Source organism: Wolbachia endosymbiont of Oryzaephilus surinamensis (assembly GCF_025617515.1).
Lineage (GTDB): Bacteria > Pseudomonadota > Alphaproteobacteria > Rickettsiales > Anaplasmataceae > Wolbachia.
On record NZ_CP092526.1, the window covers coordinates 850214 to 874463 of the forward strand.

Here is a 24250-nt window from a genome sequence, read left to right on the forward strand (position 1 = left end):
CTACACGCTGGAACTGAGAAAAAAAGAGCCTGAATTACAAGAAAGAAAATATTCAGATAACGAGAAAGTTGTCACCTGGTTAGCAGCTACAGTCGTGTGACGCAGACGTGCTACCAGGAAAATAGTCTCTATCAGAGTTAAGCTTTGCTTGCAAAATGAAAAGTAAGACCAGCTTCTATACCGTGTGTGTGAAACACTTGATTGCCTATACTGATACTTTCTTTGTGTAACTTCTGGTCCGATGGTTTTTGACTTTTATTCAATTCTAATATCTTTTTTCCATCTGGGTTTACCGGTTGCTTTGCTTTCATTTCTCCTAACACCTCTGCTTCAAAATCAACATTACTACCAAGAACACCAAAACCTCTATATCCGATGTGCATATTTACATCTTCGTTTATACGATAATCAAAGCCAGCTTTCAATTGACCTGCAGGTCTTATTGACGATTTTTCAAACATTGTCATTCTTGTTGCACCGACTCCAACCCCAACATAAGGAGAAAAAGATAAACTATCACTTTTCCAATAATGATAAACATTTGCCATTACAGATGCGTTTTCTACTTGGTCATGATTAATTACAGTTTTATACATATAAGTTTTTTTATTAGCACTCTCACTAACGTCTTTTAGATACAAAACAGTTACTTGATTACTTGATAAACCAATATTATCTACTTTTACAGAAGAGTACATCCCTTCCAATTCAGCTCTATAGCTATTATTGCCTAGTTCTCCTGTGTAACCAAACGTTACATTTGCAGCAAAAGGTGGGTTATAATCTCCTTTATACTTACTTATTAACTGACCTTCTGTTCTCTGAGCGTCTATGTCATTTATAGATACACGGTTATCATCTTTAGCATCTTTGCCTCCAATTTTTGCTTTCAACTTACCCAAGTTCAAATATTGACCGTAATATCCACCACCAAAGTAAAATCCTTCTGTTTCACTTGCAAAAGATTGTTGTGACAACAATAAAGCAAGTGCTGTAACTGCTAATGTTTTTTTACTCATCATGACTATTCCTCTAGTTAAAATAGCTAATCTAGTACTAATTAATTAAAAATGATTTAATATGAAAAAACTAATTATTTTCTAAGCTAAAAAATAGGTAAAATTAACCTCTATCCTCGATTTTATTGCCGTCTAGTTTGTCCTCATCTTCAAATTCATCATCATCGTCAAATTCATCCTTACTGTCTTCATCATCAAACCCATCATCGTCTTCCTCATCATCAAACCCATCACCACCTTCAAACTTATCATCAATATCCTCGTCTTCAAATCCATCTTCAATCTCTGGCTCATCGTATATTGCATCTTCAGTTTTAGCTTCAACAGGATAATCAGCAGCTTCAATAGCATTACTCTCTTCTTCATTACTAATCTTATCTTTGTTAGCAGCAGAAAAGACCTTGTTTGGATCATATGGCTCTTGTGTAGGCACACGTGTTGGTTTAATCAGCCTTCTTGTGAATGTGCTATCACTATAGTACAAAATTTTCTTTGACTTAATTGGATAAGTCGATTCTATCAAAATTATCTGATCATCACGTGGCAGCATAATAATTTCTTGAGGTAAGAGCAATGCTCTCTGTGTTTCAGAGATATGCAATGATCTTGATGCAGGATTCAAGTCTAAAAATTTAGGTTTGTTTAATGATTCTTGTTGTACAGTTTTGTTTCCTATAAGCTGAGATATCAAATTAGCCGTTTCAATATTATTGGCTGCAAAAGTTATTCTATAGGTTGAGTTTGATAAAAAGGAGTTCATTCCTGCTTCTTCATATATTCCTTTAAGCTGTTCAGTATCTTGAACAATTAAAAATAACCTTACTCGATAGCCACGAAAGTATGCGATGCCCGTTTGAAATTGCTCCATTTTTCCAAGTGTTGGAAACTCATCCATTAAAAATAATACGCCGTAAGGCTCGTCATCCGATGGCAATTTTCTACATAAAAACTCAGTTGCCTGTTGGTAAAAAACCTGCATTAAAGGCCTGAGCCTAGTTAAGTTATCAGGAGTTAAACCAACATAAACTGTAGTTTTCTTCTTTTTAAAATCCAAAATATTAAAATCACTTGATGCAGTTGCAGTATCGATCAATGGGTTTGCCCACAATTCAAGCGACGAGTTCATAGTTGACACAACACCTGATCTTTCTTTGTCAGCCTTTTGCAAAAAAGCTGCAATGTTCATATACGCTACCGGATGTATTATTTTACCCATTGTGTCCAAAACTACAGCAAGATTGTAAACTACGTCATCGCTACGCATCGTACGCACAACCTCACCAAAAGATTTAACTTTCTCTGGTGCAGCAAGTAAATATAGTACCACCCCAACAAATAAGCTTCTTGCTTCGTTTTGCCAAAAATCTTGTTCAGGCATGATTAGGTTAGCTATTTTTTGCACATCGTCAACCATCTGTCCAGGTTTTTCACTAATCCATTCCAGTGGATTATAACAATGGCTTACCCCATCTGGCTGAGCTGGGTTCCATACATATACTTTTTGTCCTTGTCGCTCTCGCCAACCACTTGTTATTTCATAGTTTTCTAATTTTATATCATGCACAATTACCGAATCATTCCAAAATAACAAATTAGGAATTACAAAACCAACACCTTTACCAGAGCCTGTAGGTGCAAAGAGCAATGCATGCTGAAACCCATCAGCAATAAAATATCCTCTCTTATCTTTACCAAGCAATAGACCTTTTTTGCTTCTTAATCCCGCTTTTCGTATGTCTTTCTCTGATGCCCACTGTGAATCTCCATGAAGTGATTCTTTCTTTTTAAATGGCCGCCACTCAATTAGTCTTTCTCTCACATTCCACAAAATAATCATCAAAACAATTTTAGGCAGTACAGAAGATACAACTAATTTAATTTTGAGCTCAAAGCTATATAGCTCTGGATGATGCCAACAATATTGTATATGATCAAAAATTGTCGGCCAGAGAGCTTGAGGAAAAGGTGTCAAGCTAGGATTAATTGCTCTAAAATCTACACCATCTGGACCGTCAACAAACAGGTAGAATAATATACCAGACAAATAGAAGCAAAATTCAAGTATGCTAAAAGATACTACACCTCCTATGAGAATATTGCGTAGGTGATTTCCATTACTCATAAACTACTTTTTCTTAACTTACGTATAAATTTAAGTATTTTCATTTGAAGATCTAGTAAATAATATTTCAGAAATGCTTCTTTTTCCACCACTGGTCCTTTTGAGTTGAATAACAATGTCAATTACATTTCTAATGTATGGTATGATCTGATCTGGGGGAATTCCAAGATTTGCTTGCATAACCATAAGTTTTATTTGCTCAAGAGCCATTGCCGGACTATCCGCATGAAGAGTTGATATTGACCCTGGGTGGCCAGTGTTTATTGCTCTAAGAAAACTAAAAGCTTCTGCTCCACGCAGCTCACCAACTATTATTCTATCTGGTCTTAAACGTAAACATGCCTCTATCAAATCTTGAGTGGTCACTTTTGCCCTACCCTGACCTCCTTTAGAAGCAATAAGATGTACTCTATTCGGATGATCATTCAAAACTATCTCTCTTGCATCTTCAACAGTAATAATTCTTTCTTCAGATGGAATAGCACGCAAAGTAGCATTAGTAAAAGTGGTTTTACCAGTGGAAGTTCCACCACTAATTATGATATTTTTCTTACTTATTACAGCATATTCTAAAAACTCTTTTATTTTTTTTTGTTTCAGTAGCAAATCTAGGTGACGATCTACTGGATTATCGGTCACTCCTATAACAGTTTCAGAAAAAGCCCCCATTTTTTCATAATCATCCAATGCCAATTGCATAGAAGAAGGTTTACGAATTGAAATGACTACTTTATCAGGCTCACATGCTGGAGGAAACACTATCTGTATACGATAACCATTTGGTAATGTAGCTGAAAGCAGCGGTGTCTCTTCGCTCAGTTTTTGTTCTGTAGCTTGAGCAATCAACCTGCTAAGAGATTTTAAATGATTAAGATCAAATATTTCTAACTTTTCGCATCTTATTTCACCGCGATTTTCAATCCATACTTCCTTCGGTTTATTTATTGATATTTCATTTACACCTTCCTCTTGAAATATCCCTTGTAATGGCTCCAAGTATGTATCAAGTGCAGCATAGTTCATTTCAGTTATTTAATATTGACTGTGGAGGAAATACTATATCTTGGTTAACAAATACTTTCAATGCAGTTCCTTGATTAACATAAATAGTTGGTTTTTTATCTACACTCCTATCAACTATATCTCGCATGTCTTTGGAAAAATCATTGATTGACTTCCCGATTGCTTCATCATAAACAGATTTGCTTCTTTTCTGAGTTTGCCTCAACAGTTGACGTACATCGTCTAAAGTTATACCGATATTGTCACTAGTAATTGTATCAACTCCACTAGCTCCAGAACTTTTTATCACACTTACTATTTCTTCCTTTATTATTCTCAGCAAATCCTGATCACTTTTAGCATTTCGAATTTTTTCAATAGCCCTAATACCCAATTTCCATTTTTCGTCTCCTACCTTCCCAACTTCAGTTTTTATAGAATTCTCCAATCTCTCAACAATAGCCCCTTTGAGAGAAGAAATATCTATTTCAGTTGCAGTAATAGACTTCACTGCATCCATGGCAGTTAGCGCATCGATAAGATTAGAGGCTTTTTGTCCTACAACAGCTGAACCAATCGAAACACCAGCAAGTGCCACTGAAGAGAATAATGCACTTGCTATTTTATTATCAACTATTCCAGCTATCCCTGCCCTTCCAAGCTCATCGGTACCAGATGATGCAATAGCAACATCTATACCATGAGGAAGAATGATCCTATTCCAATTTATGTTCACGCGGGCTTTTGCAACATTTGAGTCGAATGAATAACCACCTATTAACCTTGAACCTTTTGGTATTAAAATTGTATCACCAGTTTCTGCATAAACGTCTCTACTAACAACAGCACGGAGCATTCCTTTTAAGTCAGAACTTATTGCAGTTTCAAGAATAGCGTCAATAACTTTACCTTGAATAATCATTAAACCAAGCTTTCCAGCTTTGGTAGCTTTGCTCGACTGTGCTGAGGTATTGGATAAAACAGCATCTGTAGCTTTACCTTCCCCACTACTACCTGAAATTGCTAACATTTGTGCACTACGTCTGTCTCTAGGATAACCGCCACCCCCTATTGTAGGAAATGAAGTAGGCAAATTGCTAATAACATTACCAGAAGGAAAATTTTGCTTTGGTAAAACAGGTATATTTGACAAGGGAATTTCTTTTAGTTGCTCTTCTTTTTTTGTCACTTCCTCTTTTTTGATTTGTTTTACTTCTGGTATGACTTGTGGGATAGGAAGAGGAGGTAAGGGTGGCAAGAGATCAGTTGCTATCCTCTCGGAAACTACTACATTATCTGGAACTTGTTCTAACTTTCCTTTCAATTCTTGAATGTTTTGCTTTGTTTCCTCTTTTTTAACAATCTCTGGACCCTCTTTATTAGAAGGACTAAAATAAAGATAGTACACTCCACCAACTAAGAGCGCTACCATAACTATCATCAATGCCTTATAACCTTGATTAGAGCCAACTGTTACTACCTTGCTTTCTATCTCTGATTCATCTTCTACACTATTATGCCTTTCTTTACTCATATTATATGTACCAGAACTAAAGTGACCTATTTATAACTTCAACTTCACTACCTTCATAACGCATTAATAGCTTTTTATGTACTCCTTTTATTACAACATAATCATCAAATAACAGCCTTTTACAGGATTCGCCTTCTATAAAAATCTGAGGAATTTTATTACTATTTCTAAACTTTAAATAGGTTAAATAACCATCATCGAATAACTCAATTGGAACTATATCTACGTTACCACCTTCATCAATATATGTATAGTTGTACCTCGTATTATTTTCTTGTATTATTTTTTCTGGCTTTTCTGTAATGTATTGCATTTGAGTAGGTAAAGAAACCTCATCTAAATCAACATCAAATTCATCTTCTTCTTGAGGATAATAAAAACGTATTACGTAAGATATATCCTTTTCAACGGAATAATCATGATCCACTTTTTTAGCATCAGTATCTGGGTATTTATCGTAATTTGGTCTTGAAATTAGATCAAAAATGTAATTTCTCTTTTTAGTTGTCGTAATAATCATGTTAGTGCGACTACTGACTTCAAATGGCATGACAAGCAGTTTATTATCATAAGGATTAATTTTCCAACTTGATGCATCACCAACAGCAATATTTTTGACTTTTTCCCCTTCTGCAAACTCAATATAAGAATAGTAACCTTGACTAAAAATTACTGTAAACACCTCATTAGGGCTATATACAAAAGTCTTTATTCTACTATCTACAGAAATAGGTTTATTATTAATAGATGCATTTAAGTTGCCACTTATTAGTAAAGCTAAAACTAACAATATCCTACACATATTCATCATCTACTCTATATGAAATAACTTGAAACCCTAACGGGTTAATATATCTTTGCTGATCATTCATTTCAAGCGATGCATATTTATACGACATCACAACTATCTTATTTTTCCTTGAGGAATTTCCATCTTTTCGTGTAAATTCTATAGAAAATCTCACTTGAAGAGCATCATTACCTAATTTTTGAATTGAACGAATTTTCAACTCACCTTTAGCATCTGAATATAAATTAAAAAGGTCATTCATATTCTGCGATTTTATATAATTGCTAAATTCACTATATACACTAGGCGAAGAAAACAACCTTACTTTTGTATAATAATTATAATTATAATTATATGGGTCAAAAACCTCCCTTGCTTTTATATACTCTGAAATAAAATAATCGTTCAGCGTTTCATTTGCAGAATATTGTTTTACTGTAACAGGATCAACCAATTGCACTATTCCTGACTTTTTGTCAATTTCTATAACGAATGGCTCAATAGTGCTACTTGTGCTAATTTTAAATATAGCTAATATGCTTATAGAAATTGCAACTAGTAATATTAATGTAAATAAAAGTAAAGTATTTCTCTGAGCAACAACTGTGCTATAGCGACTTGAATTCCAATTTATATCCTTATCCAATGACTCATTACTTTTTTCTTGTTTTAAAAATTTCAGCATCTCAATATTCTTAAAAATCTTAACTTATATTAATTAACATAGCAAGCTAACAAAGTAGTTATAACAAAAAAGCTAATAAACCCTTAATCCATGGCCTAACTTGCCAAATTTTGTTTCCATATATGAATCATTATATTCATTGCGTTCCATAATAAGTGGTATACACTTTGTAACTTCTATACCGTTATTTTTCAACTCTGATAACTTTCTACCATTGTTTGTAAGTAATTGTATTTTGTTAATGTTCAATTTCTTAAGTATTTTAGCTGCAACAGCAAAGCTCCTTTCATCATCTTCAAAACCCAATACTCTATTTGCATCAACAGTATCAAGATTATATTTTCTTTGCATACTGTATGCTCTTAACTTATTAGTTAAACCAATGCCTCTCCCATCTTGCATCAAGTATAATATAATGCCATTCCCAAAGTCGGTCATTATTTGAATCGCTTGATGTAACTGGCTTCTGCAATCACATGATAAGCTGTCTAATAAGTCTCCTGTATAGCATGAAGAATGAATTCTCACTAATGGCTCATTATCTTCATCTGGATTGCCAATGATAATTGCATAATGTTCTCTTCCGCCACTTTTGGTTCTATAAGATATGATATCTACTTCTTGAGTCTGTTTTAAAAATAATGATGTTTTGCACACTTCATACACACTATGATTTTGTTGAAAATCATTCACAAGTAACGTATTTAGTGCAATAATGTCATTTTCTTCACACCAATTTCGCATTTCATGTTTATTCTCAAAAGTCATATCAGCCACTAACGCGTATGGCAATAATTCTGAGAACTTAAGCAAGGCAACAGCATACGCATCTATTGTCTTTGAGCATTGCAACTCTTTTATCCAATCTTCCTTTGAACAGTTTATTAAATGGAGCAGTTCATCAAAATTGCTTATCAACAGACGTTTGCTACTATGTTCTTTACTCTGACATATGTATTTTACCTTACTTGCAGTCAAAGTAACATACACATTACCTGATATAAGCTTATATTGACTAAATAAATTTTTTTCTAAAGTTTCAGCAGCAGCAAGCAATAGATAGTTATTTTCATCATCATATATTAAAATTGGAAGACCACGCCTGACTTCACTGATGGCCCTTTCTACTTTATTTCTACTTTGATTTCCTATAAACATTTCACCTACACCAAACAACTTGGTGCGGTCGAGAAGACTTGAACTTCCAAGGCTTTGTGAGCCACAGCGACCTCAACGCTGCGTGTCTACCAATTCCACCACGACCGCACTTTATTCTAGTTTCTATATAATTACTTTAAATTACTTAATCATTTTAGGGTTTTTCATCTAAAGTGTCAATCTGATACTAGGATAATTTAGGAAATGCCTGTATAATTTAGCTATGAATTTTATGGTTACAAACTTTAATCATTTAAGATAATCTTAATACTAATTCTTAATTTAGGTCTTTATACAAATGAAAGTAGCTAATATCTTCATTTTTTTAATTCTATCTCTTACAATTAGCTTTCACTCCACTCATGCACAAATATTGTACACATGGTCTCAAATCATTCCAGAAAATAAATTAAGCATACGTGCGATTATAGACAATAACATGTGTCCCATTGCTTACGTCGATAATAAGGAAGTAGAAATGCTAAGTCGCAGCTCAATTAACAATACCGAAACAGTTTGTGAACTGATAGTAGAAACAAATGCTCAAAACATTAGTATTGACAATATAAAAGTTCCCGTATTAGCGGAAAAGATCAGCAAAATTGCCTTCATTGGCGATACAGGATGTAGAATAAATATGTTATTTCAGCAAGAATGTAATTCTGTAGATAACTGGCCTTTGAAAAAAAATTTAGATTCAATCGCTTTTCATAAACCAGATTTAATTATCCATGTTGGTGATTATCATTATAGACAAACAAAATGTAGAAACACAAAAAAGTGCAGCGATATTTATGGATATAGCAAAGAAGCTTGGTACGCTGATTGGTTTGAGCCTGCAAAAGATATTTTAACACAATCTCCTTTTCTTTTTGTTCGTGGAAATCATGAGAGTTGTAATAGAGCTTATGAAGGATGGTTCAGATATTTAGATTCATACCCCTTTTTCCCTCAAAAATGTGAAGATCTTATTTCCAGTTGGTTCTTAGATGCTGGGCCGATGAAGTTTTTTATCTTCGACTCTTCATCCGGTGAGGAAATTTTTACAACCCAAAGCACAGTTGATGCTTTTGAGAGGCAGTTTGATAAATTGATACAAGATAAGCCCACGTGGTTTTTGACTCATAAACCACTTTGGAGATCTCCAAAAAAAGAATTTTTGACATTAAAAAGCCATGGTAATCTTACACAAATTGAAGCTTTTGGAGATAAATTTCCAAGCAATGTTACTACCATAGTTTCTGGCCACATTCATATAGCCCAGATTTTATTAATGGATAATGTTCCAGATCAGATTATAGTTGGAAACGGCGGTGCATTATTACACGCTCAAGATCAAGAACCTGTTTATCAAAACGTAGAATTTAACTATCCAAATAGTAGAAATTACTTAGCACACGAAGTTAGAAACTTTTTCGGCTTTGGCTTTGCAATATTAGGTTTAGACGATCACAAATTTACTTTCTATAACCAAGATAATAAGGAAATGTATTCTGCAAACCTAACGAAAGACTTTAAACTTAAAACAAATTAAAATTAGGACTATTTGTTGTTATCGATTACTGACCTTACCGAGAAAAAGTAGAGAAGTAGAAATGTGAGTTGACAAAATAAGAGAAATATAGTATATTAATGGTAGTAAGAGTATTTAAAATTAATTATGCCAGTAGCAGTAAATACACCAGATAACATACAAAGAATGTCGAAATTTAAAAAGGCAAGAGATATTTTACTAGCCCCTGTGAGATGGCTAGTCATTGGTTTAGCTGTAGTATTACTCATAGCATTTATTGTTTTTGTCATAGCGTTAATTCTAGTTGCTCAAGCATTGGGTAAGCTATATCTTCTTGCAGGAGGCAAATTACCAGAATGGTTAGAGCAAAGAACTGAAGCATTTATGGAGGCAGTGCGTGTCCCACAAACAACGCATGATACTAATGTAAATGATGCAATTAATATTAACGTTCAAAAGCTAAAAGAAAACTATGGCGAGCCTGATGTTGATGATAAGTTTATAGAGGAAATAGAAGGATTTATTGATCAGTTAGAGTGTATAGCAAATGGTACACAAAAAGCTGTGGATAAAGATCAACTCACAGAAGATGAGAAAAAACATGCACTTAAGTGCTTGGAGCGTATAAAAAACAACCCTGATACACATAGTGGAAGCGGATTAACATTGAAGCAAGTTTTAAATTTGGTTTGGAAAGCTTGTAAAGATGAAAATAAAAAAAGTGCTGATGATAATATAGATATTAATACCCGCATATCACAGAGAAAATATCAACTGGTTAAACATTTAGTAGAATCGCAAACAGAATATGGAGTACTTGTTGGCAGTGCATGTTTTACTGGTACCTTTAACAGTATTGTCTCTTCCTTGTACACTTTTGAAGAATTTTTCTTCTTGCAAAGAGCGGATAAGGCTACTGTAAAACAAGAGTTTGAAAATGATCTACAAAAAAAAGGTGAAGAATTATTTAATCGGCTTTCCAATGATAAAGAAAAAAAAGAAGTTGCAGAAGCTTTAAGTAATCCTTCTACAAATTTCTTTATTAGCTTTATAGAATCATTTAAAAATCACTCTGCACGTGCAGTTTTAGGCGATAAAAGATGTGATGAACTAATAAAAGGGCATTTTGGTAATCTTCAATATAAACCAACAATATCTTGCTTTATAAAGTAATCACTTAACTAACGGCAAAGTGATACCATGTTGATTCATATATTTTCCTTTCATATCATCATATGACTTCTCACACTCACTTTCGCCGCTTAAAAACACAAATTGGCATGCTCCTTCATTAGCGTAAATTTTTGCAGGAAGTGGAGTAGTGTTAGAGAATTCAAGTGTGACGTGACCTTCCCATCCAGGTTCTAAAGGTGTGACGTTCACTATGATACCACATCTTGCATAAGTTGATTTGCCAACACAAATTACTAGTACATTCCTTGGTATACGAAAATACTCCACTGTGCTGGCAAGCACAAAACTATTTGGTGGAATTATACATACATCTGTTTCCTTATCTATGAAACTATTCTCAGAAAAATTCTTTGGGTCTACAATAGCTGAATTAACATTAGTAAAAATCTTAAACTTATTACTAACTCTTGCATCATAGCCATAAGATGATAATCCGAAAGATACAACACCCTTACTGCTTTTATGATTCACAAAAGGTTCTATCATTCTAGAGTTTTCAGCCTTTTCCCTTATCCATTTATCTGGCATAACTGCCATAATTGTCCTTTAAAGTTTTGTAATACTTATAATAATATGTAATAGAATTTAAATGTAAACCTGAATTAGCGTTACACTCTGGAATGGCAAAGTTTCCAGTATAAACTACCTATACAAAAATAAATTGGCAATATTTCAAGCCTGCCAAGCAGCATCAAAAACGATAGAAATAGCTTTACTCCACCACTAAAAGAGGAATAATTACCTGAAGGACCTATTAGGTTACTAAATCCTGGGCCAGAATTTGTAAGCATTGCAGAAACAGAGCTGATGCTAGTTATAAAGTCCGCATTGCTCAAGTAAGACATCACTATTGATGATATAGCGAACGTTAACATGTAAATTGCAAAAAACGTAAAGACAGATTGGACTTCATCATTTTCCAGTATTTTACCATTGAGTTTTACTCTATCGCTTTCACTTGGATTTAATAAAGAGCTAAAGTAATTCCTTATAGATTTTAGAAAAATGACTAAACGGAAGATTTTGATTCCACCACTAGCAGAACCACCACATCCACCAATAAAGGCTAAAAAGAAAGCTAAGACTGAAATAAAGCTCCAATTCAAGTAGTTGCACATTACATAGCCAGTTGATGTGATAAAGGAGGTAATGGTGAATGTGCTGTACCTAAATGATAAAAATACTCCTAAGTCAAAATTTTTATATAACCAAAAACAAGCAAGCAAAGATGAGATAACAACTATCTTAATAAAGTAAGAGACCTGTTCATCATAACAAACGTCTAATCGTCTTATAATTTTTAAATAGCTCAGAAAAGGTAAAGAGCCTAAAATCATAAAGATAATTGTTATGACCTCCAATATAGGGTTATTGTAGTAGCCTATAGAATCGTTATAGTTAGCAAATCCACCAGTTGATACAGCGGACATTCCGTGACATACTGCGTCAAATAATGGCATGCCAGCTAGATAGTAGGAAAATATGCACAATAAAATTAGGCAGTAATATATTTCTGCAATATGTATTACTACGCTTCGCGTATGTGGTAACTTTCTTTTAAGAGCATCTGAGTACTCAGAATAGAGTAAATTATTTAAGCTCAAAACCTTAAATATGGGAAAAATTGCAATTCCTACTGTAATTACTCCAAAACCACCTATACCGTGCAGCATTGCTCTCCACAGTAGTATCCCCGGAGATTGTTGCTCGATGTAACTTAGAACAGTTGCTCCTGTGGTTGTAATCCCAGATACTGCTTCAAACAGTGCATCAATGTAGCTTAAACTATCAAGATAAAATGGAATAGCTGCAAACAGAGATAATGCAATCCAGGTACAACTGGTAATCGCAAAAATTGCCGGCATTCCATGTACCCTATTTAGTTTACCCAGTAGAATAAAAGTCGCACTAAATGTGCAGGTAACTATAAATCCAACCAGAAAATTTTTCCATTCGTAACCTAGATAATTATTAGTAATAGCAGGAATAAGCATTGCTACGCCAAACAACAATAGAAAAATTCCCACAATAAACGCAATTGAACGTAAAACTTGCAGACTTTCCATAGACAGTACTGTGAAAGCTATATGTTATTAAAACTTCAACCGCTTTGCTAATTTTTTCTCTTGACTTGATTATAAATACGTATAATTATAGCGCTAAATTTGCCATAAGAGATAGAGGTAAGGTATGTTATTAACTGACAGACAAAAAAACATTCGAGATTCATTAATTAGTGAAGCTATACAAGGCAACTTTGAGAATATAAAAAATAATTACGATAGCGATATACAAGAAGTTTTGAAAAGCGAATTACCTAGTAATATACAAAAAGAGTTTAAAGACGATCTACCTAACCCTTGTACCACTTCACAGTTGATTATATTCAAAAAAAATCAAAAGGAAATTAATCAATGTATACAGAAAATGGAGCAAAAAATTGAGAGTATTTCGTGTGATATAGCTATGCAAGAAGCGAAAGGAAATGATGATTCGCATATGCAAAAAGTGAAAAACTTAAAGAGAACAAGTGATCTTCACCACAAATTACGTCAAGCAATAGATTATTTAGATGTTAAAAAAGTTAAAGCAGTATTAGAAGATTGTGATACAAATCTAGCAATGATTTTAAATAGACCTATACATTCACAGAGCAAAACTACCCTTTTACTTTATCCTCTGCAAGTTGGTCTTAATAAACGATATATAGGTGATGGTAAAAGATTGAAACAAGAAGATCTGAGAAATATAAAAGAAATTACTAAACTTCTTTGGGATAAAGCTTCTCCTGATATTCGCAATTTCTGGTTTAAATTCCATCAAGATCAACAAGAAGAAAGTACAAAAGACACAAAAGCAACCTTTGAAGCTCATTTGAAAAAAGCTCCTCCTGATATTCGTGACTTGTGGCTTAAATATCAAAGAGTGCCTGAAAATCAAGATGCAGCTGTAATAAAACTTCTTAAAGGTGAGCAACAACGACATGCCAAGATAGGTAGTGAGAAGTGGCTTGAAGATTTCATTCAAGAAGTTAAAGATTACAGAGAACAAAAAACCATAGAAGAAAACCTTGAAATAGCTACAGAGAAACCTACAACAAAATCTGTTCTACAAGACGCACAACTTTCTCAAATAAATAGAACTTGTTGTATTTTGTAGTAAATAAGTTCTTAGGAAATCTAAGTATGATAACAATAAAAACAAGAAATTTAAACGTTCTATTTTTAACCTAGTATCCAGAATAAAAAAATATCAAAGTCATCATATTATATCACGAACCTTTTCCAAGACTTTTTTTATATTTTCGCTTGAAAGTGGAATTAAGCCAAGCCTAGATAAATATCCACCTTCAGTACTAATAGAGTCTACAACTTCTCTAATGAATTCCCTTAATCCATCAACAGTATCTAAGTGTTCTTTCTTTATATAAAGATATAAAGGCCTTGCTAACATATACTCCCCCGATGATATATTTTTATAAGTTGGCTCAATTCCTGCGATTGTGCTTCCTTGAATCTCATCTTGGTTTTTCGCTAAAAAGCTGAAGCTAAATATTCCTAAAGCATTTTTATTGCTCTTCAATTTTTGTATTATTATGTTTTCATTAATTCCAACTTCTATATATCTTCCATCATCTCTGATATTACTACATGCTTTCTTTCTTTTTTCTTGGTATTGATAATTCTCTTTGAAAATCCTTGAGTTCATACATGAATATTGATCAAGCATAATAAAATTAATCAAAGTTTCATGTGTACCTGTATTTTGATGTGGGCCATAGATTTTAATTTCTGTTTTTGGTAGAGCTTGATTTACATCAGACCAAAATTTCTTGTTATTCTTTACTAATCTATCATTGTCTTCAGAATATGAAGATAAAGTTTCAAACAGGTCATTTTTTGTAAAATCAAATCTATGGCTTTGATTTGAATTTGCAATAACAATTCCATCATAGCCAATTATTATCTCTATTACTTCATTCACTTTATTTCTTTTACATAATTCTCTCTCTACTTCCTTCATAGGGCGAGATGAAGTAGTGATATCTGGTGTGCCTTCCCCTATTCCTGAACAAAACATTTTGAACCCTGATCCACTTCCTATCGATTCTACAACTGGAGTTTTAAAGGAAAATATACGGCTGAATTCTTCAGATATAAATGAGATAAAAGGAAAAACAGTTGAAGATCCAACAATTCTGATATATCTTCTGGCATCAACATTTGACAGTGGGATGAGTAATACAAATGCAAAAATAAGGAAAAGGCGTTTCAGCATCGTTTTCGCTCAAGAGTGTAAACTTAATTATCGTAATAAAAAATCAAACTGAAAAGCTTTTTTTCTAGATTTCAAAAGGTATAACGATCAAATGTGTGCGTAATGATGAGATCTGAATCACAGCATTCATACAACTGTATCTATATCGAATCCTCTTATGTTTTTCAATACTGAAAAATTCTTTCATATTAACTTAATGATGCAATATATCCTTTTCTTTAATAGATAAGTCATCATCGACTTTTTTTACATTATCATCAGTAATGTTTTGTATTTCCTTTTTGGCAACATGAAAATCATCTTCTGAGATTTCCTTATTTTTCTTCATTTCCTCTATTTCTTCCATAACATCTCTGCGTATATTTCTAATTGCAACTCGTGCATTTTCAGAAAATTGATGCAATAGTTTCACTAATTTTTCACGAGTTTCTTGTGTTAAGTCTGGAAGAACTATACGTATAGTATTTCCTTCAACAACAGGATTTAAATTTAGGTTAGCATTGATTATCGCATTTTTCACTTCACCGACAACAGTAGCATCCCAAACTTTAACTGATAGAGTTTTGTTATCTATAGCTGAAACGCCTGCAACTTGGTTCAGTTTTTGATGTCCACCATAGATATTTACAACTATACCATCAAGTAATGATGAGTTAGCTCTACCAGTACGTACACCTTTCATATCATCATGAAAAGACTGAATAGTTTTTAGCATTCTTTCTTTTGTTTTAGCTTTTATTTCGTTTAACATAAATTACCTAATGTTTATAATCTGAGACTATAGTATAAGTACCTTGACCTTTAATAATATTGACCATTTTTTCACTTTTCAAAGAAAAAACTACAATTGGAATAGAATTTTCACGAGCAAGTGAAATTGCTGACGCATCCATAACCTTCAAATCACGAGTTAACAAATCTGTGTAAGAAAGCCTATCGTACATTACAGCATTCTCATTTTTTTTTGGATCAGCAGAATACACGCCACTTACTTGCGTACCTTTTAAAATAACATTACAATTCATTTCAACAGCGCGTAAAGCTGCAGCTGTATCCGTAGTAAAAAATGGATTACCCGTTCCTGCTGCAAAAATTATCACCCTGCCCTCTTCTAAATGATGAATAGCCTTCCTTCTTATATAAGGTTCACATATAGTAGTCATAGGTATAGCAGACAACACCCTAGAGACTATAGAGCTTTTTTCTAAAAAATTTTGCAAAATTAAAGCATTAATAACAGTACCAAGCATTCCAATATAATCACTGCTTGCTCTTTCACAGCCACTTAAAGATGCTGATGCACCACGAAAAATATTCCCACCACCAACAACAATACAAACTTGAACTCCGAGATTACAAACTTCAACTATGTCTTTGGATAGTTTATCTATAACTTCCATATCATGGCCAAATAGCTTTGATCCCATCAAAGCCTCCCCAGAGATTTTGAATAACACTCTGGGGTACTTTACTTCTGAAGTTTTGTTACTTATTTGCACCATCCAAAGTAAGTAACTTATAATTAGCTAATTTAACAGCACTTGATTCTATAAAATCAGCAATCTTCATTTTATCATCTTTTATAAACTTCTGCTCTAGTAGAACAACTTCTTCATAGTATTTAGCCATTCGTCCATCTACTATTTTTTTCGCTACCTCTTCAGGTTTATTTAAGCTCTTTACTTGCTCCTCAATTATAGAACGCTCATTGTTTAATTTTTCTTGATCTAAATCATCTATAGATAAAGCTTCAGGTTTCATAGCAACTACATGCATAGCTATTTGCTTTCCAATCTCTTGTTTATCACCAGATGATTGCAATGCTACTAAAGCACCAATCTTACCTAAGCCATGCATATCACCATGTACATAGCCAGCAATAATCCCATCCTTAGTCTCTAGGTAGCAAAGATTGCTTAACTCTAACTTCTCACCAAGAACCGATGTACCACTCATAATAGCTTCCTGTACTGTACCAACATCTTCATATTTGGCATTTTTTAACTCATCAAGACTAGTACAACGTTCTTGACAAGCAATTGATGCTAAATTTGAAACTAATGCTATGAACTTCTCATTTCTAGCAACAAAATCAGTTTCACAATTGACTTTAACCAATACACCATAATTTTTAGCCAAGCACATAGCAATAAGCCCATCTGAAGCTACTCTATCAGACTTTTTGTCAGCTTTAGCAAATCCTATTGTACGTAACCTATCAACGGCTTTCTTAATATCACCATCACACTCTTCTAACGCTTTCTTACAATCGCTTAAGCCAAGCCCTGTTCTATCGCGTAATTCCCTTATACTACTTGAATCCATCTTCATTTACTTACTATTACCTCCCTTTCTGTTTCATCCTTCATACGCTTCTTTTTAGTTTGCACAATACCCCCTTCTTTTTCTTGAATAAGCTCATCATCCTTAACTCTAGACCTTGTCAAACTAGACTCTATTCCAGCTAATATAGAATCAGCAGCTAATTTACAGTAGAGCTCTATTGATTTTCTTGAATCATCATTTCCTGATATAGGATAGGCAATATCATCTGGGTCAGAATTGGTATCAAGTACTCCAACTACAGGAATACCCAGTTTTTTAGCCTCTTTAACCGCTATATGCTCTTTGTTAGTATCAATAATGAATAAAATATCAGGAACTGCTCCCATTTCTCTAATGCCACCCAATTCTTTATCAAGCTTTTTTCTTTTCTTTTCAATATTTCCTAATTCTTTTTTTGTTAAGATACTATCTTCATCATTTAATATTTTCTCATATTGTATCAAAGTTTTTATCGAAGAAGAAACAGTGTTCCAATTAGTAAGCATACCACCAAGCCATCGATCATTTACATAATATTGACCACAACGAACCGCTTCACTTGCAACAATATCTAAAGCTTGAAATTTCGTACCAACAAATAAAATGCGACCATCTTGAGATGCAACATCGTATAAAGCTTTCATTGCCGCCTCTAACAATGGTAATGTTTTTCGTAAGTCTATTATGTGTATACGATTCTGTTGATGTACACCATATATATATGGGGCCATTTTCGCATTCCAGCGACTAACTTTATGGCCAAAATGCACACCAGATTCAGCTAAATCACGTATAGTGACTTTAGGCAAATTTGTCATATTTACTCCTCCAAATAGTTTATCCTCCATGGCATAACCCTAACGGGACTACTTGCATAAGCCATGTGTGAAATTAAGTTATTTACATAGTAATAAAAAAGACAAAAAAGCGCAAACAAAAAATATTGACAAGTAGCAACACGTTGATTAGCTTTAAGATTGCAAACGTTAAAAAGCAATGGGGGGTGTAGCTCAGTTGGTTAGAGCGCATGCCTGTCACGCATGAGGTCGTGAGTTCAAGTCTCATCACTCCCGCCATTACAGCAGAAACACCTTAAAATTCCTTAAGTTTCTTATTAATTTGAATTAATTTCTTTCAGAGACTTGACATGATATTGTAATTGCTGCTTAATCTATTTAACTTTATCGTTAATAATTGGGATTAAATATGTTCATTTCTGAGGTTTTTGCGGCAGATGCGACTAACAATGTATCAGCATCTGTTGCTAGCTTTATTCCACTCATTTTAATATTTGTAGTATTTTATTTTCTCATTATTCGTCCCAATCACAAAAAACTAAAAGAACATAGAAGGATGATAGATCAAATAAAACGTGGTGATACGGTTATTACTTCTAGTGGAATAATAGGTGAAGTAAACAAAGTTGACGAAGTAAATGCACAACTAATACTAGAAATAGCACCAAAAATTGAAATAAAAATCCTAAAGTCTGCTATATCTGAAATCTTAAATAAAGAAATTCAAAAGCCAGTAGCTAAATCTATTGAAAAAAGCAAAGTTGAAAAGAATGGCAAGAAAAATAAACTAGAGGAAAGTAAAAAAGACAAAAATGCTTCATAATTTAAGAAGTGTGTGGAATATTAGGTATAGTAAGTAGCGGTGATTCAGTAATACCAACTTTACTAACCGCGTTGCAAAAATTGGAATACAGAGGTTATGACTCTTCAGGTATAGCAATTATAAATAATAGAGGTAAGATAGAAGTAAAAAAATCAGAAGGTAAAGTTGAAAGATTGTGTGAAGTTGTTCATGAGAGCAAGATATCTAGTAGCAAAGTTGGTATAGCACATACTCGTTGGGCTACACATGGAGCTCCAAATCTTAAAAATGCTCATCCCATTTATATAAATAATGTTGTTGTTGCTCATAATGGCATAATTGAAAATTACAATATATTAAAAAAGGATCTGGAAGAAAAGGGAGTATCTTTCCACACCGATACTGATACAGAAGTGATACCAAACATATTAACTTCATATCTTGATGAAGGGTTATCACCAATTGATTCTATATTACAGTGTCTAAACAATTTACAAGGTTCACTTGCTTTGGCTTTATTATTTGCAGAATATCCAGATACTTTATTTGTTGCAAAAAGAAATTTGCCTTTAGCAATAGGATATAACTGTAATAAAGTGTTTGCTGCTTCTGATACTAATACTTTGAATTCATTTGTAGAAAAAATATTGCATTTAGAAGATAATGATATTGCAGTAATAAAATCTAACGAATTCAGTATATATAATAATGGTATACAAGTTAAACGCAGAACAGAAAATAGCAGTCCAAGAAATTTTCTAATTAGTAAAAATGGTTACCCTAGCTTTATGCTAAAAGAAATTTTTGAGCAACCGTATGCATTAAACAAAACAATAAATCAATTTTATAAACAATATAAAGAAATCAACAAAGAATTATTTTCTGAACTAGGTTACATTACTATAGTTGGATGCGGTTCATCCTATTTTGCTGGACTAATAGCAAAGTGTTGGCTGGAAAGTATTGCTCAAATTCGGGTATATCTAGAAATCTCGTCAGAATTTAGGTATAGCAGCGTCAAGCTCGAAGAAGGTAGTATTGGCTTATTCATTTCTCAATCTGGTGAAACTGCAGATACTATGGAAGCACTACGTTATGCGAGATTGCAGAAACAAATGATCATTAGCATAATTAATACATTTAATAGCAGCATAGAAAAAGCCTCAGATATTGTATTGCATACTCTTGCTGGACCTGAGATTGGTGTTGCTTCGACAAAAACCTTTTCTACGCAGCTTGCAATTTTAGCATGCTTTGCTGTAGAGCTTGGAAAAATAAAAGGTATACTGGGTAGAGAGAGGATAAAGGAACTAAGCGGTGCTATTAATTCCATTCCCGAACATGTAGAGCATGTTTTGAATGTGATGGAAATACAACATATATCAGGCAGTATATTAGAGCACAATAATATAATTATAATTGGGAGAGGAAGCTCATATGGAGTTGCAATGGAAGGTGCATTGAAGATAAAAGAGCTTTCATATATCAACACAATTGGTATTGCAGCGGGAGAAATGAAGCACGGTTCTATCGCCTTGATAGACTCTACTGTACTTGTTATCGCAATTATTCCTTACGATAATTTATTCTTTAAAACGCTATCCAATATACAAGAGATTATTGCAAGAAAAGGTAAAGTAATTGCCTTTAGTGATAAGCAAGGAGCACCGCTCTTAAAGGGAATTTGCATAGATGTGGTGCAACTTCCAGAAGTTGACAATTTTGTTTCTCCAATTATCTACAGTGTTGCTATGCAATTTCTTGCTTATTCTATTGCAGAAAAAAAAGGGTTAGATGTAGATTGTCCGAGAAATTTAGCTAAATCTGTCACAGTTGAGTAACTTATTTAAAGTGAGTTGCTAATTAACAGCTCTAATTGTCAGTTATAAATTACTGAATTTTACTAATAAATTCATTGCTATCATTAGCCCTCTGCGAAAGAATATGTAACTAATGTAAGGATGAGAGAGGCTAAAATCCACGCCTCAAATTAACAAGATTTGCCATTATGGTTACCAGACACAACTTAACCTAGCAAGCAAGAATTAACTAACAGAAAAATTGAAAACTAATATCAGTCTCTTATGTAATGCTACTAATATTTTTCTAATATGTTTTCTATTCAGGAAAGTCTACATCGCCATAACAATATTTACTAGAATGAGGTCTTGTCTCATTGTAAAAACACAACCAATGATCAACGTCTATCTGAAGATCTTCTAATGAATTGTAGATTGTTTTACAAAAAAAGAGGAGTAAATGAGAGTTCAGTAACTTGATTATAGAGTTGTACTGCCTTTCCATATTTGAAGCAAGTTGTTATTCTATCTCAAACCGTAGCACAAAGTAAATATGGCAATTTACACTAAAATTTTCTGTTTATGATTTATATTATGTAAAGATACTATTTGACCTTGAGCTTTAAAGATATTATGTAATAGCATTATTTAATATGCGAGGTTTATTATGGCTAAAGTAAGTGCTGGTGAAAACTCAAAAAAGCTTAAAGATGGTAAAAATCAGCCCATATCACCAAAAAAGTTCAAAGGCAGTCAGTCTATGTCACCAAAACGGAGTCAGAATTCTGGTGAAAAGCTATGGAATGCATTAGAATCATTAGAAGAAGCAAAATCAGAGTTGAAAAAAAGAAAATTTGAAATAGAACTAAAAAAAGACACTGAAATATCAGACGAAGGAATAGAAAAAGTAGTGGAATTGGAAAGGAAAACAGAAAAAGAGATAGAAGAAATAGCAATGCCAATATCAACGTTACTACTTAAGGAAACAATAATAAAATTACAAGGAACAAAAATAATAAATTTTTTAAAAAAATTAGAAAAACAAGTAAAAGAAATGCAAGAATTATGTAAGAAACTAGAATTAAATGCTAAAATAGAAGAAGAAGATCTAAATAAGCTCGAGGATATAAAGAAAGAATCAGAAAAGTGTTGCAGAGAGTTAGTGAGCTATATGCCTAATTCAAATAATCCTAGAATGTTGTACACTGCTGTTATTGGTGTTGGTCTTGCTGTTGGGCTGGTAGCAAGTACTATACTTGAACATACAACTAGACTAAGTATATTAGCAATAATTGGCATAGCTACAGCATCTGCACTCGTAGCTGGTGGTGCTACATATGAAGCACTAAGACCTAATACTAAAATAGATGAATCAAAAGAAGTCCAAATAAAGAGTTCTCATCACTCACTTTCCTAATCACACTTTAATTCAAACTTTATCAGTTTTATTCAAGTTGCTTCTAAAAGGAGAATATCAATGGTGTTCTCCTTACTGATTTGGTTAAAATGCAGAAAACGCCTATGTCAAAATTTACACAGATGTTAAGTGCTGCCACTAATTCCCAGTTAGTACAATTTGTGTATCTTATTGACATATTTAATTTATTCTGTTACAATTTTTAGTAATTAGGTTGGGGTAAAACAATGAAGAGTTTTAAATGGCTACTTAATCAAGTCAGACTTTCATGGATTAGCTTAATATCAAAAGTAAAGAGCTTTTTTCAAACTAACGATACACATCATCAAACAACTGCTAGCAATGGAAATGATCATACAAGAAAAATAAGTGTAGAAAATACAATAGAGGAGAAAGTTAATGAAGAGGATGTATGGTATGATTCTCTGAAAGAACAAGAGCCAGGTGAAAAAGAAAGAGATCTGGATGAAGAAGAATTTTTTGATGCTATTGAAAATTTGGATGAAGAGGAAGTGAGTGCTAACATAGAAGGAAAAGAGTATGAAAAAAATAAGTACTATAGTCTACAAGATGGTCTACAAGAAAAAAATGAATTTGATCACACAACGCACACTCTTACACTTGCTTTTGAAATTGAAAAGCCATTTCCAGACTCTGACCTTAGTAAATTTAAGTTATGCGAACTTAAGCAAAATGGTGATAAATATACGTTTATCTTAGAAAATGATCAGAAAAGTCGAATAGAATTACACTCTGAATATCTCAATATTTATTTTCCTAAGTATTTTGAGAAACACAGAAAAAAAGGAGCATACACTGAACTTTTTTCTCAAGAAGAAAATGGAATTAGCAATGATATTATCATCCCATTAGAAGTTCCAAAAGAGGTAGGGATACTTACTGAAAAATTCGGTCGGATGAACTTCATAAAAGCAAATATACAATCTCAAATACCAGATTTTCCGGGAGATATAAATCTAAAAGATTGTAAAGATCATGTAAACTTCTATCTTAATTCAAATAATACTATATCTCTTTTTCTAACGTCAGCACCGATAAAATTTGCAGCTAAATTATCAGGTACTCCAACAGAAACAAACTGGCCAATAAAGGATATTCTAGTCAGAGGTAGTTTTATTAATCAGCATATTGATAAGCAAACTAGAGTTGAAAAAGTGATTGAGCCTTATATTGATAAGCATTCTATAGTTGAAGAAGCTTTTGAAGTAGTTAACGTAGAATGTGCATCAGAGCTGAAGATTTCTCAACCTAGCATATAGCCTTATATTCTTTCATCAGCATGATATAATTTTGTGCAGATTGTGTAATATGTTTAATTTCCTCATCTGACATTTTTTTGAAGAATTGTGCTGGCCTGCCAGCCCATACTTCACCACTTTTTATCACTTTCCCATGCGTTACCAGTGAGCCAGCAGCTACCATAGCTTCAGATTCCACAATCGCATGATCCATTATAACAGAGCCCATACCAATAAATGCTTTATCATGTATCGTGCATGCATGTAACACACAAAAATGTCCAACCGTCACCATACTACCAATAATCGTATCACCGCCTGGATTTCTATCTACATGAATTACGGTGCCATCTTGAATATTCGTTTCATCACCTATTTTGATTGATCCAACATCTCCTCTGATCACACAATTAAACCAGATACTCGCATTCCTTCCTATTTCAACGTTACCTATGATACGCACACCATCTGCGATAAAAGAACTTTCATCCATTTTTGGTTCATAATCTTTGTATTTTAAAATGTGATAGCTCATAATTTAAATAAGGTTTAATAC

At 33.2% G+C, this 24250-nt stretch carries 22 protein-coding genes, 2 tRNA genes and 1 pseudogene; 8 read left to right on the plus strand and 17 right to left on the minus strand.

The genetic code is table 11. The features are described 5' to 3' along the window. Window positions 1–137 precede the first annotated feature (137 nt). The 8 genes from MJ631_RS03735 to MJ631_RS03770 all read right to left on the minus strand — a co-directional run bounded on the left by MJ631_RS03735 (window position 138) and on the right by MJ631_RS03770 (window position 8418). Window positions 138–1022: a P44/Msp2 family outer membrane protein gene (locus tag MJ631_RS03735; RefSeq protein ID WP_262986679.1), complete on the minus strand. Its 885-nt coding sequence runs from the start codon at window positions 1020–1022 to the stop codon at window positions 138–140. A 100-nt stretch (window positions 1023–1122) separates the two neighbouring features. Beyond that, entirely contained in the window at window positions 1123–3141 is a 2019-nt protein-coding gene (locus tag MJ631_RS03740; protein ID WP_214303508.1) for a type IV secretory system conjugative DNA transfer family protein, read from the minus strand. 30 nt (window positions 3142–3171) lie between these two features. After that, window positions 3172–4164 carry a P-type DNA transfer ATPase VirB11 gene (virB11, locus tag MJ631_RS03745; RefSeq protein WP_007302612.1) on the minus strand — a complete coding sequence of 331 codons (993 nt, stop codon included), beginning with the start codon at window positions 4162–4164 and terminating at the stop codon, window positions 3172–3174. A gap of 1 nt (window position 4165) precedes the next feature. Continuing rightward, window positions 4166–5677 carry a TrbI/VirB10 family protein gene (locus tag MJ631_RS03750; protein ID WP_007302611.1) on the minus strand — a complete coding sequence of 504 codons (1512 nt, stop codon included), beginning with the start codon at window positions 5675–5677 and terminating at the stop codon, window positions 4166–4168. Window positions 5678–5693: 16 nt separating this feature from the next. Beyond that, window positions 5694–6485 carry a P-type conjugative transfer protein VirB9 gene (gene virB9, locus MJ631_RS03755; RefSeq protein WP_019236950.1) on the minus strand — a complete coding sequence of 264 codons (792 nt, stop codon included), beginning with the start codon at window positions 6483–6485 and terminating at the stop codon, window positions 5694–5696. Beyond that, on the minus strand, window positions 6472–7152 hold the full coding sequence (locus tag MJ631_RS03760; protein ID WP_007302609.1) for a VirB8 family type IV secretion system protein: 681 nt from the start codon (window positions 7150–7152) through the stop codon (window positions 6472–6474). Before MJ631_RS03760 ends, virB9 begins: the two co-directional genes overlap by 14 nt. A gap of 72 nt (window positions 7153–7224) precedes the next feature. Then, window positions 7225–8310 carry a GTP cyclohydrolase II gene (locus MJ631_RS03765; RefSeq protein ID WP_149168819.1) on the minus strand — a complete coding sequence of 362 codons (1086 nt, stop codon included), beginning with the start codon at window positions 8308–8310 and terminating at the stop codon, window positions 7225–7227. Window positions 8311–8330: 20 nt separating this feature from the next. After that, a tRNA-Leu gene (locus MJ631_RS03770) sits at window positions 8331–8418 on the minus strand. A 190-nt stretch (window positions 8419–8608) separates the two neighbouring features. Between MJ631_RS03770 and MJ631_RS03775 the strand changes: the two genes are divergently transcribed. Continuing rightward, entirely contained in the window at window positions 8609–9844 is a 1236-nt protein-coding gene (locus tag MJ631_RS03775) for a metallophosphoesterase family protein (protein WP_214303507.1), read from the plus strand. Window positions 9845–9970: 126 nt separating this feature from the next. Then, complete coding sequence (locus tag MJ631_RS03780) at window positions 9971–10996, plus strand: hypothetical protein (RefSeq protein ID WP_214303506.1); 1026 nt, start codon at window positions 9971–9973, stop codon at window positions 10994–10996. Here MJ631_RS03780 and dcd read toward each other — a convergent pair whose 3' ends face one another. Beyond that, on the minus strand, window positions 10997–11554 hold the full coding sequence (gene dcd / locus MJ631_RS03785; RefSeq protein ID WP_006012513.1) for a dCTP deaminase: 558 nt from the start codon (window positions 11552–11554) through the stop codon (window positions 10997–10999). 71 nt (window positions 11555–11625) lie between these two features. Next, window positions 11626–13083, minus strand: a complete 1458-nt coding sequence (locus MJ631_RS03790; protein WP_214303505.1) for a TrkH family potassium uptake protein — start codon at window positions 13081–13083, stop codon at window positions 11626–11628. A 124-nt stretch (window positions 13084–13207) separates the two neighbouring features. Here MJ631_RS03790 and MJ631_RS03795 point away from each other — a divergent pair, with 124 nt between their 5' ends. Next, entirely contained in the window at window positions 13208–14176 is a 969-nt protein-coding gene (locus tag MJ631_RS03795; RefSeq protein ID WP_007302603.1) for a hypothetical protein, read from the plus strand. Between the two features lie 102 nt (window positions 14177–14278). On the opposite strand, the gene MJ631_RS03800 is transcribed toward MJ631_RS03795, so the two are convergent. The 5 genes from MJ631_RS03800 to rpsB form a co-directional block, all read right to left on the minus strand. Continuing rightward, a complete protein-coding gene (locus MJ631_RS03800) occupies window positions 14279–15295 on the minus strand; it encodes a substrate-binding domain-containing protein (RefSeq protein WP_262986177.1) in 1017 nt (338 codons plus the stop codon). A gap of 193 nt (window positions 15296–15488) precedes the next feature. Further along, the gene (gene frr, locus MJ631_RS03805; protein WP_214303504.1) at window positions 15489–16046 is read right to left on the minus strand and encodes a ribosome recycling factor; all 558 of its coding nucleotides are present in this window, start codon (window positions 16044–16046) and stop codon (window positions 15489–15491) included. Window positions 16047–16053: 7 nt separating this feature from the next. Beyond that, complete coding sequence (pyrH, locus tag MJ631_RS03810; protein ID WP_015588403.1) at window positions 16054–16797, minus strand: UMP kinase; 744 nt, start codon at window positions 16795–16797, stop codon at window positions 16054–16056. Further along, window positions 16781–17626 (minus strand): translation elongation factor Ts, encoded by an 846-nt coding sequence (tsf, locus tag MJ631_RS03815; RefSeq protein WP_108784350.1) that lies wholly within the window; start codon window positions 17624–17626, stop codon window positions 16781–16783. Before tsf ends, pyrH begins: the two co-directional genes overlap by 17 nt. Beyond that, on the minus strand, window positions 17623–18438 hold the full coding sequence (gene rpsB / locus MJ631_RS03820) for a 30S ribosomal protein S2 (protein WP_012482019.1): 816 nt from the start codon (window positions 18436–18438) through the stop codon (window positions 17623–17625). The genes tsf and rpsB overlap by 4 nt, the downstream gene beginning before the upstream one ends. 181 nt (window positions 18439–18619) lie before the next feature. On the opposite strand from rpsB, the gene MJ631_RS03825 reads away from it, so the two are divergent. The 3 genes from MJ631_RS03825 to glmS all read left to right on the plus strand — a co-directional run bounded on the left by MJ631_RS03825 (window position 18620) and on the right by glmS (window position 21060). Beyond that, a tRNA-Asp gene (locus MJ631_RS03825) sits at window positions 18620–18696 on the plus strand. A 130-nt stretch (window positions 18697–18826) separates the two neighbouring features. After that, the gene (gene yajC / locus MJ631_RS03830; protein WP_006012489.1) at window positions 18827–19240 is read left to right on the plus strand and encodes a preprotein translocase subunit YajC; all 414 of its coding nucleotides are present in this window, start codon (window positions 18827–18829) and stop codon (window positions 19238–19240) included. A gap of 8 nt (window positions 19241–19248) precedes the next feature. Continuing rightward, the gene (gene glmS / locus MJ631_RS03835) at window positions 19249–21060 is read left to right on the plus strand and encodes a glutamine--fructose-6-phosphate transaminase (isomerizing) (protein ID WP_007302597.1); all 1812 of its coding nucleotides are present in this window, start codon (window positions 19249–19251) and stop codon (window positions 21058–21060) included. Between the two features lie 298 nt (window positions 21061–21358). On the opposite strand, the pseudogene MJ631_RS08135 reads toward glmS, so the two are convergent. Next, window positions 21359–21472 (minus strand): annotated as a pseudogene (locus tag MJ631_RS08135) (IS481 family transposase); the annotation flags it as partial. A gap of 213 nt (window positions 21473–21685) precedes the next feature. On the opposite strand from MJ631_RS08135, the gene MJ631_RS03840 reads away from it, so the two are divergent. Together MJ631_RS03840 and MJ631_RS03845 are read left to right on the plus strand one after the other, a co-directional pair. Next, window positions 21686–22435 (plus strand): hypothetical protein, encoded by a 750-nt coding sequence (locus tag MJ631_RS03840; RefSeq protein WP_007302596.1) that lies wholly within the window; start codon window positions 21686–21688, stop codon window positions 22433–22435. Window positions 22436–22662: 227 nt separating this feature from the next. Then, a complete protein-coding gene (locus tag MJ631_RS03845; RefSeq protein WP_214303351.1) occupies window positions 22663–23715 on the plus strand; it encodes a hypothetical protein in 1053 nt (350 codons plus the stop codon). Here the strand turns inward: MJ631_RS03845 and MJ631_RS03850 are convergent. Next, a complete protein-coding gene (locus MJ631_RS03850; RefSeq protein ID WP_015588396.1) occupies window positions 23705–24229 on the minus strand; it encodes a gamma carbonic anhydrase family protein in 525 nt (174 codons plus the stop codon). The two genes, MJ631_RS03845 and MJ631_RS03850, sit on opposite strands and share 11 nt — an antisense overlap. Between the last annotated feature and the right edge of the window lie 21 nt (window positions 24230–24250).

Coding starts and splice junctions, on each gene's coding strand:
- MJ631_RS03845 (WP_214303351.1), top strand. CDS start 22,663: ATGAAGAGTTTTAAATGGCTACTTAATCAAGTCAGACTTTCATGGATT.
- frr (WP_214303504.1), bottom strand. CDS start 16,046: ATGTTAAACGAAATAAAAGCTAAAACAAAAGAAAGAATGCTAAAAACT.
- MJ631_RS03760 (WP_007302609.1), bottom strand. CDS start 7,152: ATGCTGAAATTTTTAAAACAAGAAAAAAGTAATGAGTCATTGGATAAG.
- dcd (WP_006012513.1), bottom strand. CDS start 11,554: ATGGCAGTTATGCCAGATAAATGGATAAGGGAAAAGGCTGAAAACTCT.
- yajC (WP_006012489.1), top strand. CDS start 18,827: ATGTTCATTTCTGAGGTTTTTGCGGCAGATGCGACTAACAATGTATCA.
- MJ631_RS03795 (WP_007302603.1), top strand. CDS start 13,208: ATGTTATTAACTGACAGACAAAAAAACATTCGAGATTCATTAATTAGT.
- MJ631_RS03750 (WP_007302611.1), bottom strand. CDS start 5,677: ATGAGTAAAGAAAGGCATAATAGTGTAGAAGATGAATCAGAGATAGAA.
- MJ631_RS03740 (WP_214303508.1), bottom strand. CDS start 3,141: ATGAGTAATGGAAATCACCTACGCAATATTCTCATAGGAGGTGTAGTA.
- MJ631_RS03775 (WP_214303507.1), top strand. CDS start 8,609: ATGAAAGTAGCTAATATCTTCATTTTTTTAATTCTATCTCTTACAATT.
- MJ631_RS03735 (WP_262986679.1), bottom strand. CDS start 1,022: ATGATGAGTAAAAAAACATTAGCAGTTACAGCACTTGCTTTATTGTTG.
- pyrH (WP_015588403.1), bottom strand. CDS start 16,797: ATGGTGCAAATAAGTAACAAAACTTCAGAAGTAAAGTACCCCAGAGTG.
- virB11 (WP_007302612.1), bottom strand. CDS start 4,164: ATGAACTATGCTGCACTTGATACATACTTGGAGCCATTACAAGGGATA.
- MJ631_RS03765 (WP_149168819.1), bottom strand. CDS start 8,310: ATGTTTATAGGAAATCAAAGTAGAAATAAAGTAGAAAGGGCCATCAGT.
- MJ631_RS03790 (WP_214303505.1), bottom strand. CDS start 13,083: ATGGAAAGTCTGCAAGTTTTACGTTCAATTGCGTTTATTGTGGGAATT.
- tsf (WP_108784350.1), bottom strand. CDS start 17,626: ATGAAGATGGATTCAAGTAGTATAAGGGAATTACGCGATAGAACAGGG.
- MJ631_RS03780 (WP_214303506.1), top strand. CDS start 9,971: ATGCCAGTAGCAGTAAATACACCAGATAACATACAAAGAATGTCGAAA.
- MJ631_RS03800 (WP_262986177.1), bottom strand. CDS start 15,295: ATGCTGAAACGCCTTTTCCTTATTTTTGCATTTGTATTACTCATCCCA.
- MJ631_RS03850 (WP_015588396.1), bottom strand. CDS start 24,229: ATGAGCTATCACATTTTAAAATACAAAGATTATGAACCAAAAATGGAT.
- rpsB (WP_012482019.1), bottom strand. CDS start 18,438: ATGACAAATTTGCCTAAAGTCACTATACGTGATTTAGCTGAATCTGGT.
- virB9 (WP_019236950.1), bottom strand. CDS start 6,485: ATGAATATGTGTAGGATATTGTTAGTTTTAGCTTTACTAATAAGTGGC.
- MJ631_RS03840 (WP_007302596.1), top strand. CDS start 21,686: ATGGCTAAAGTAAGTGCTGGTGAAAACTCAAAAAAGCTTAAAGATGGT.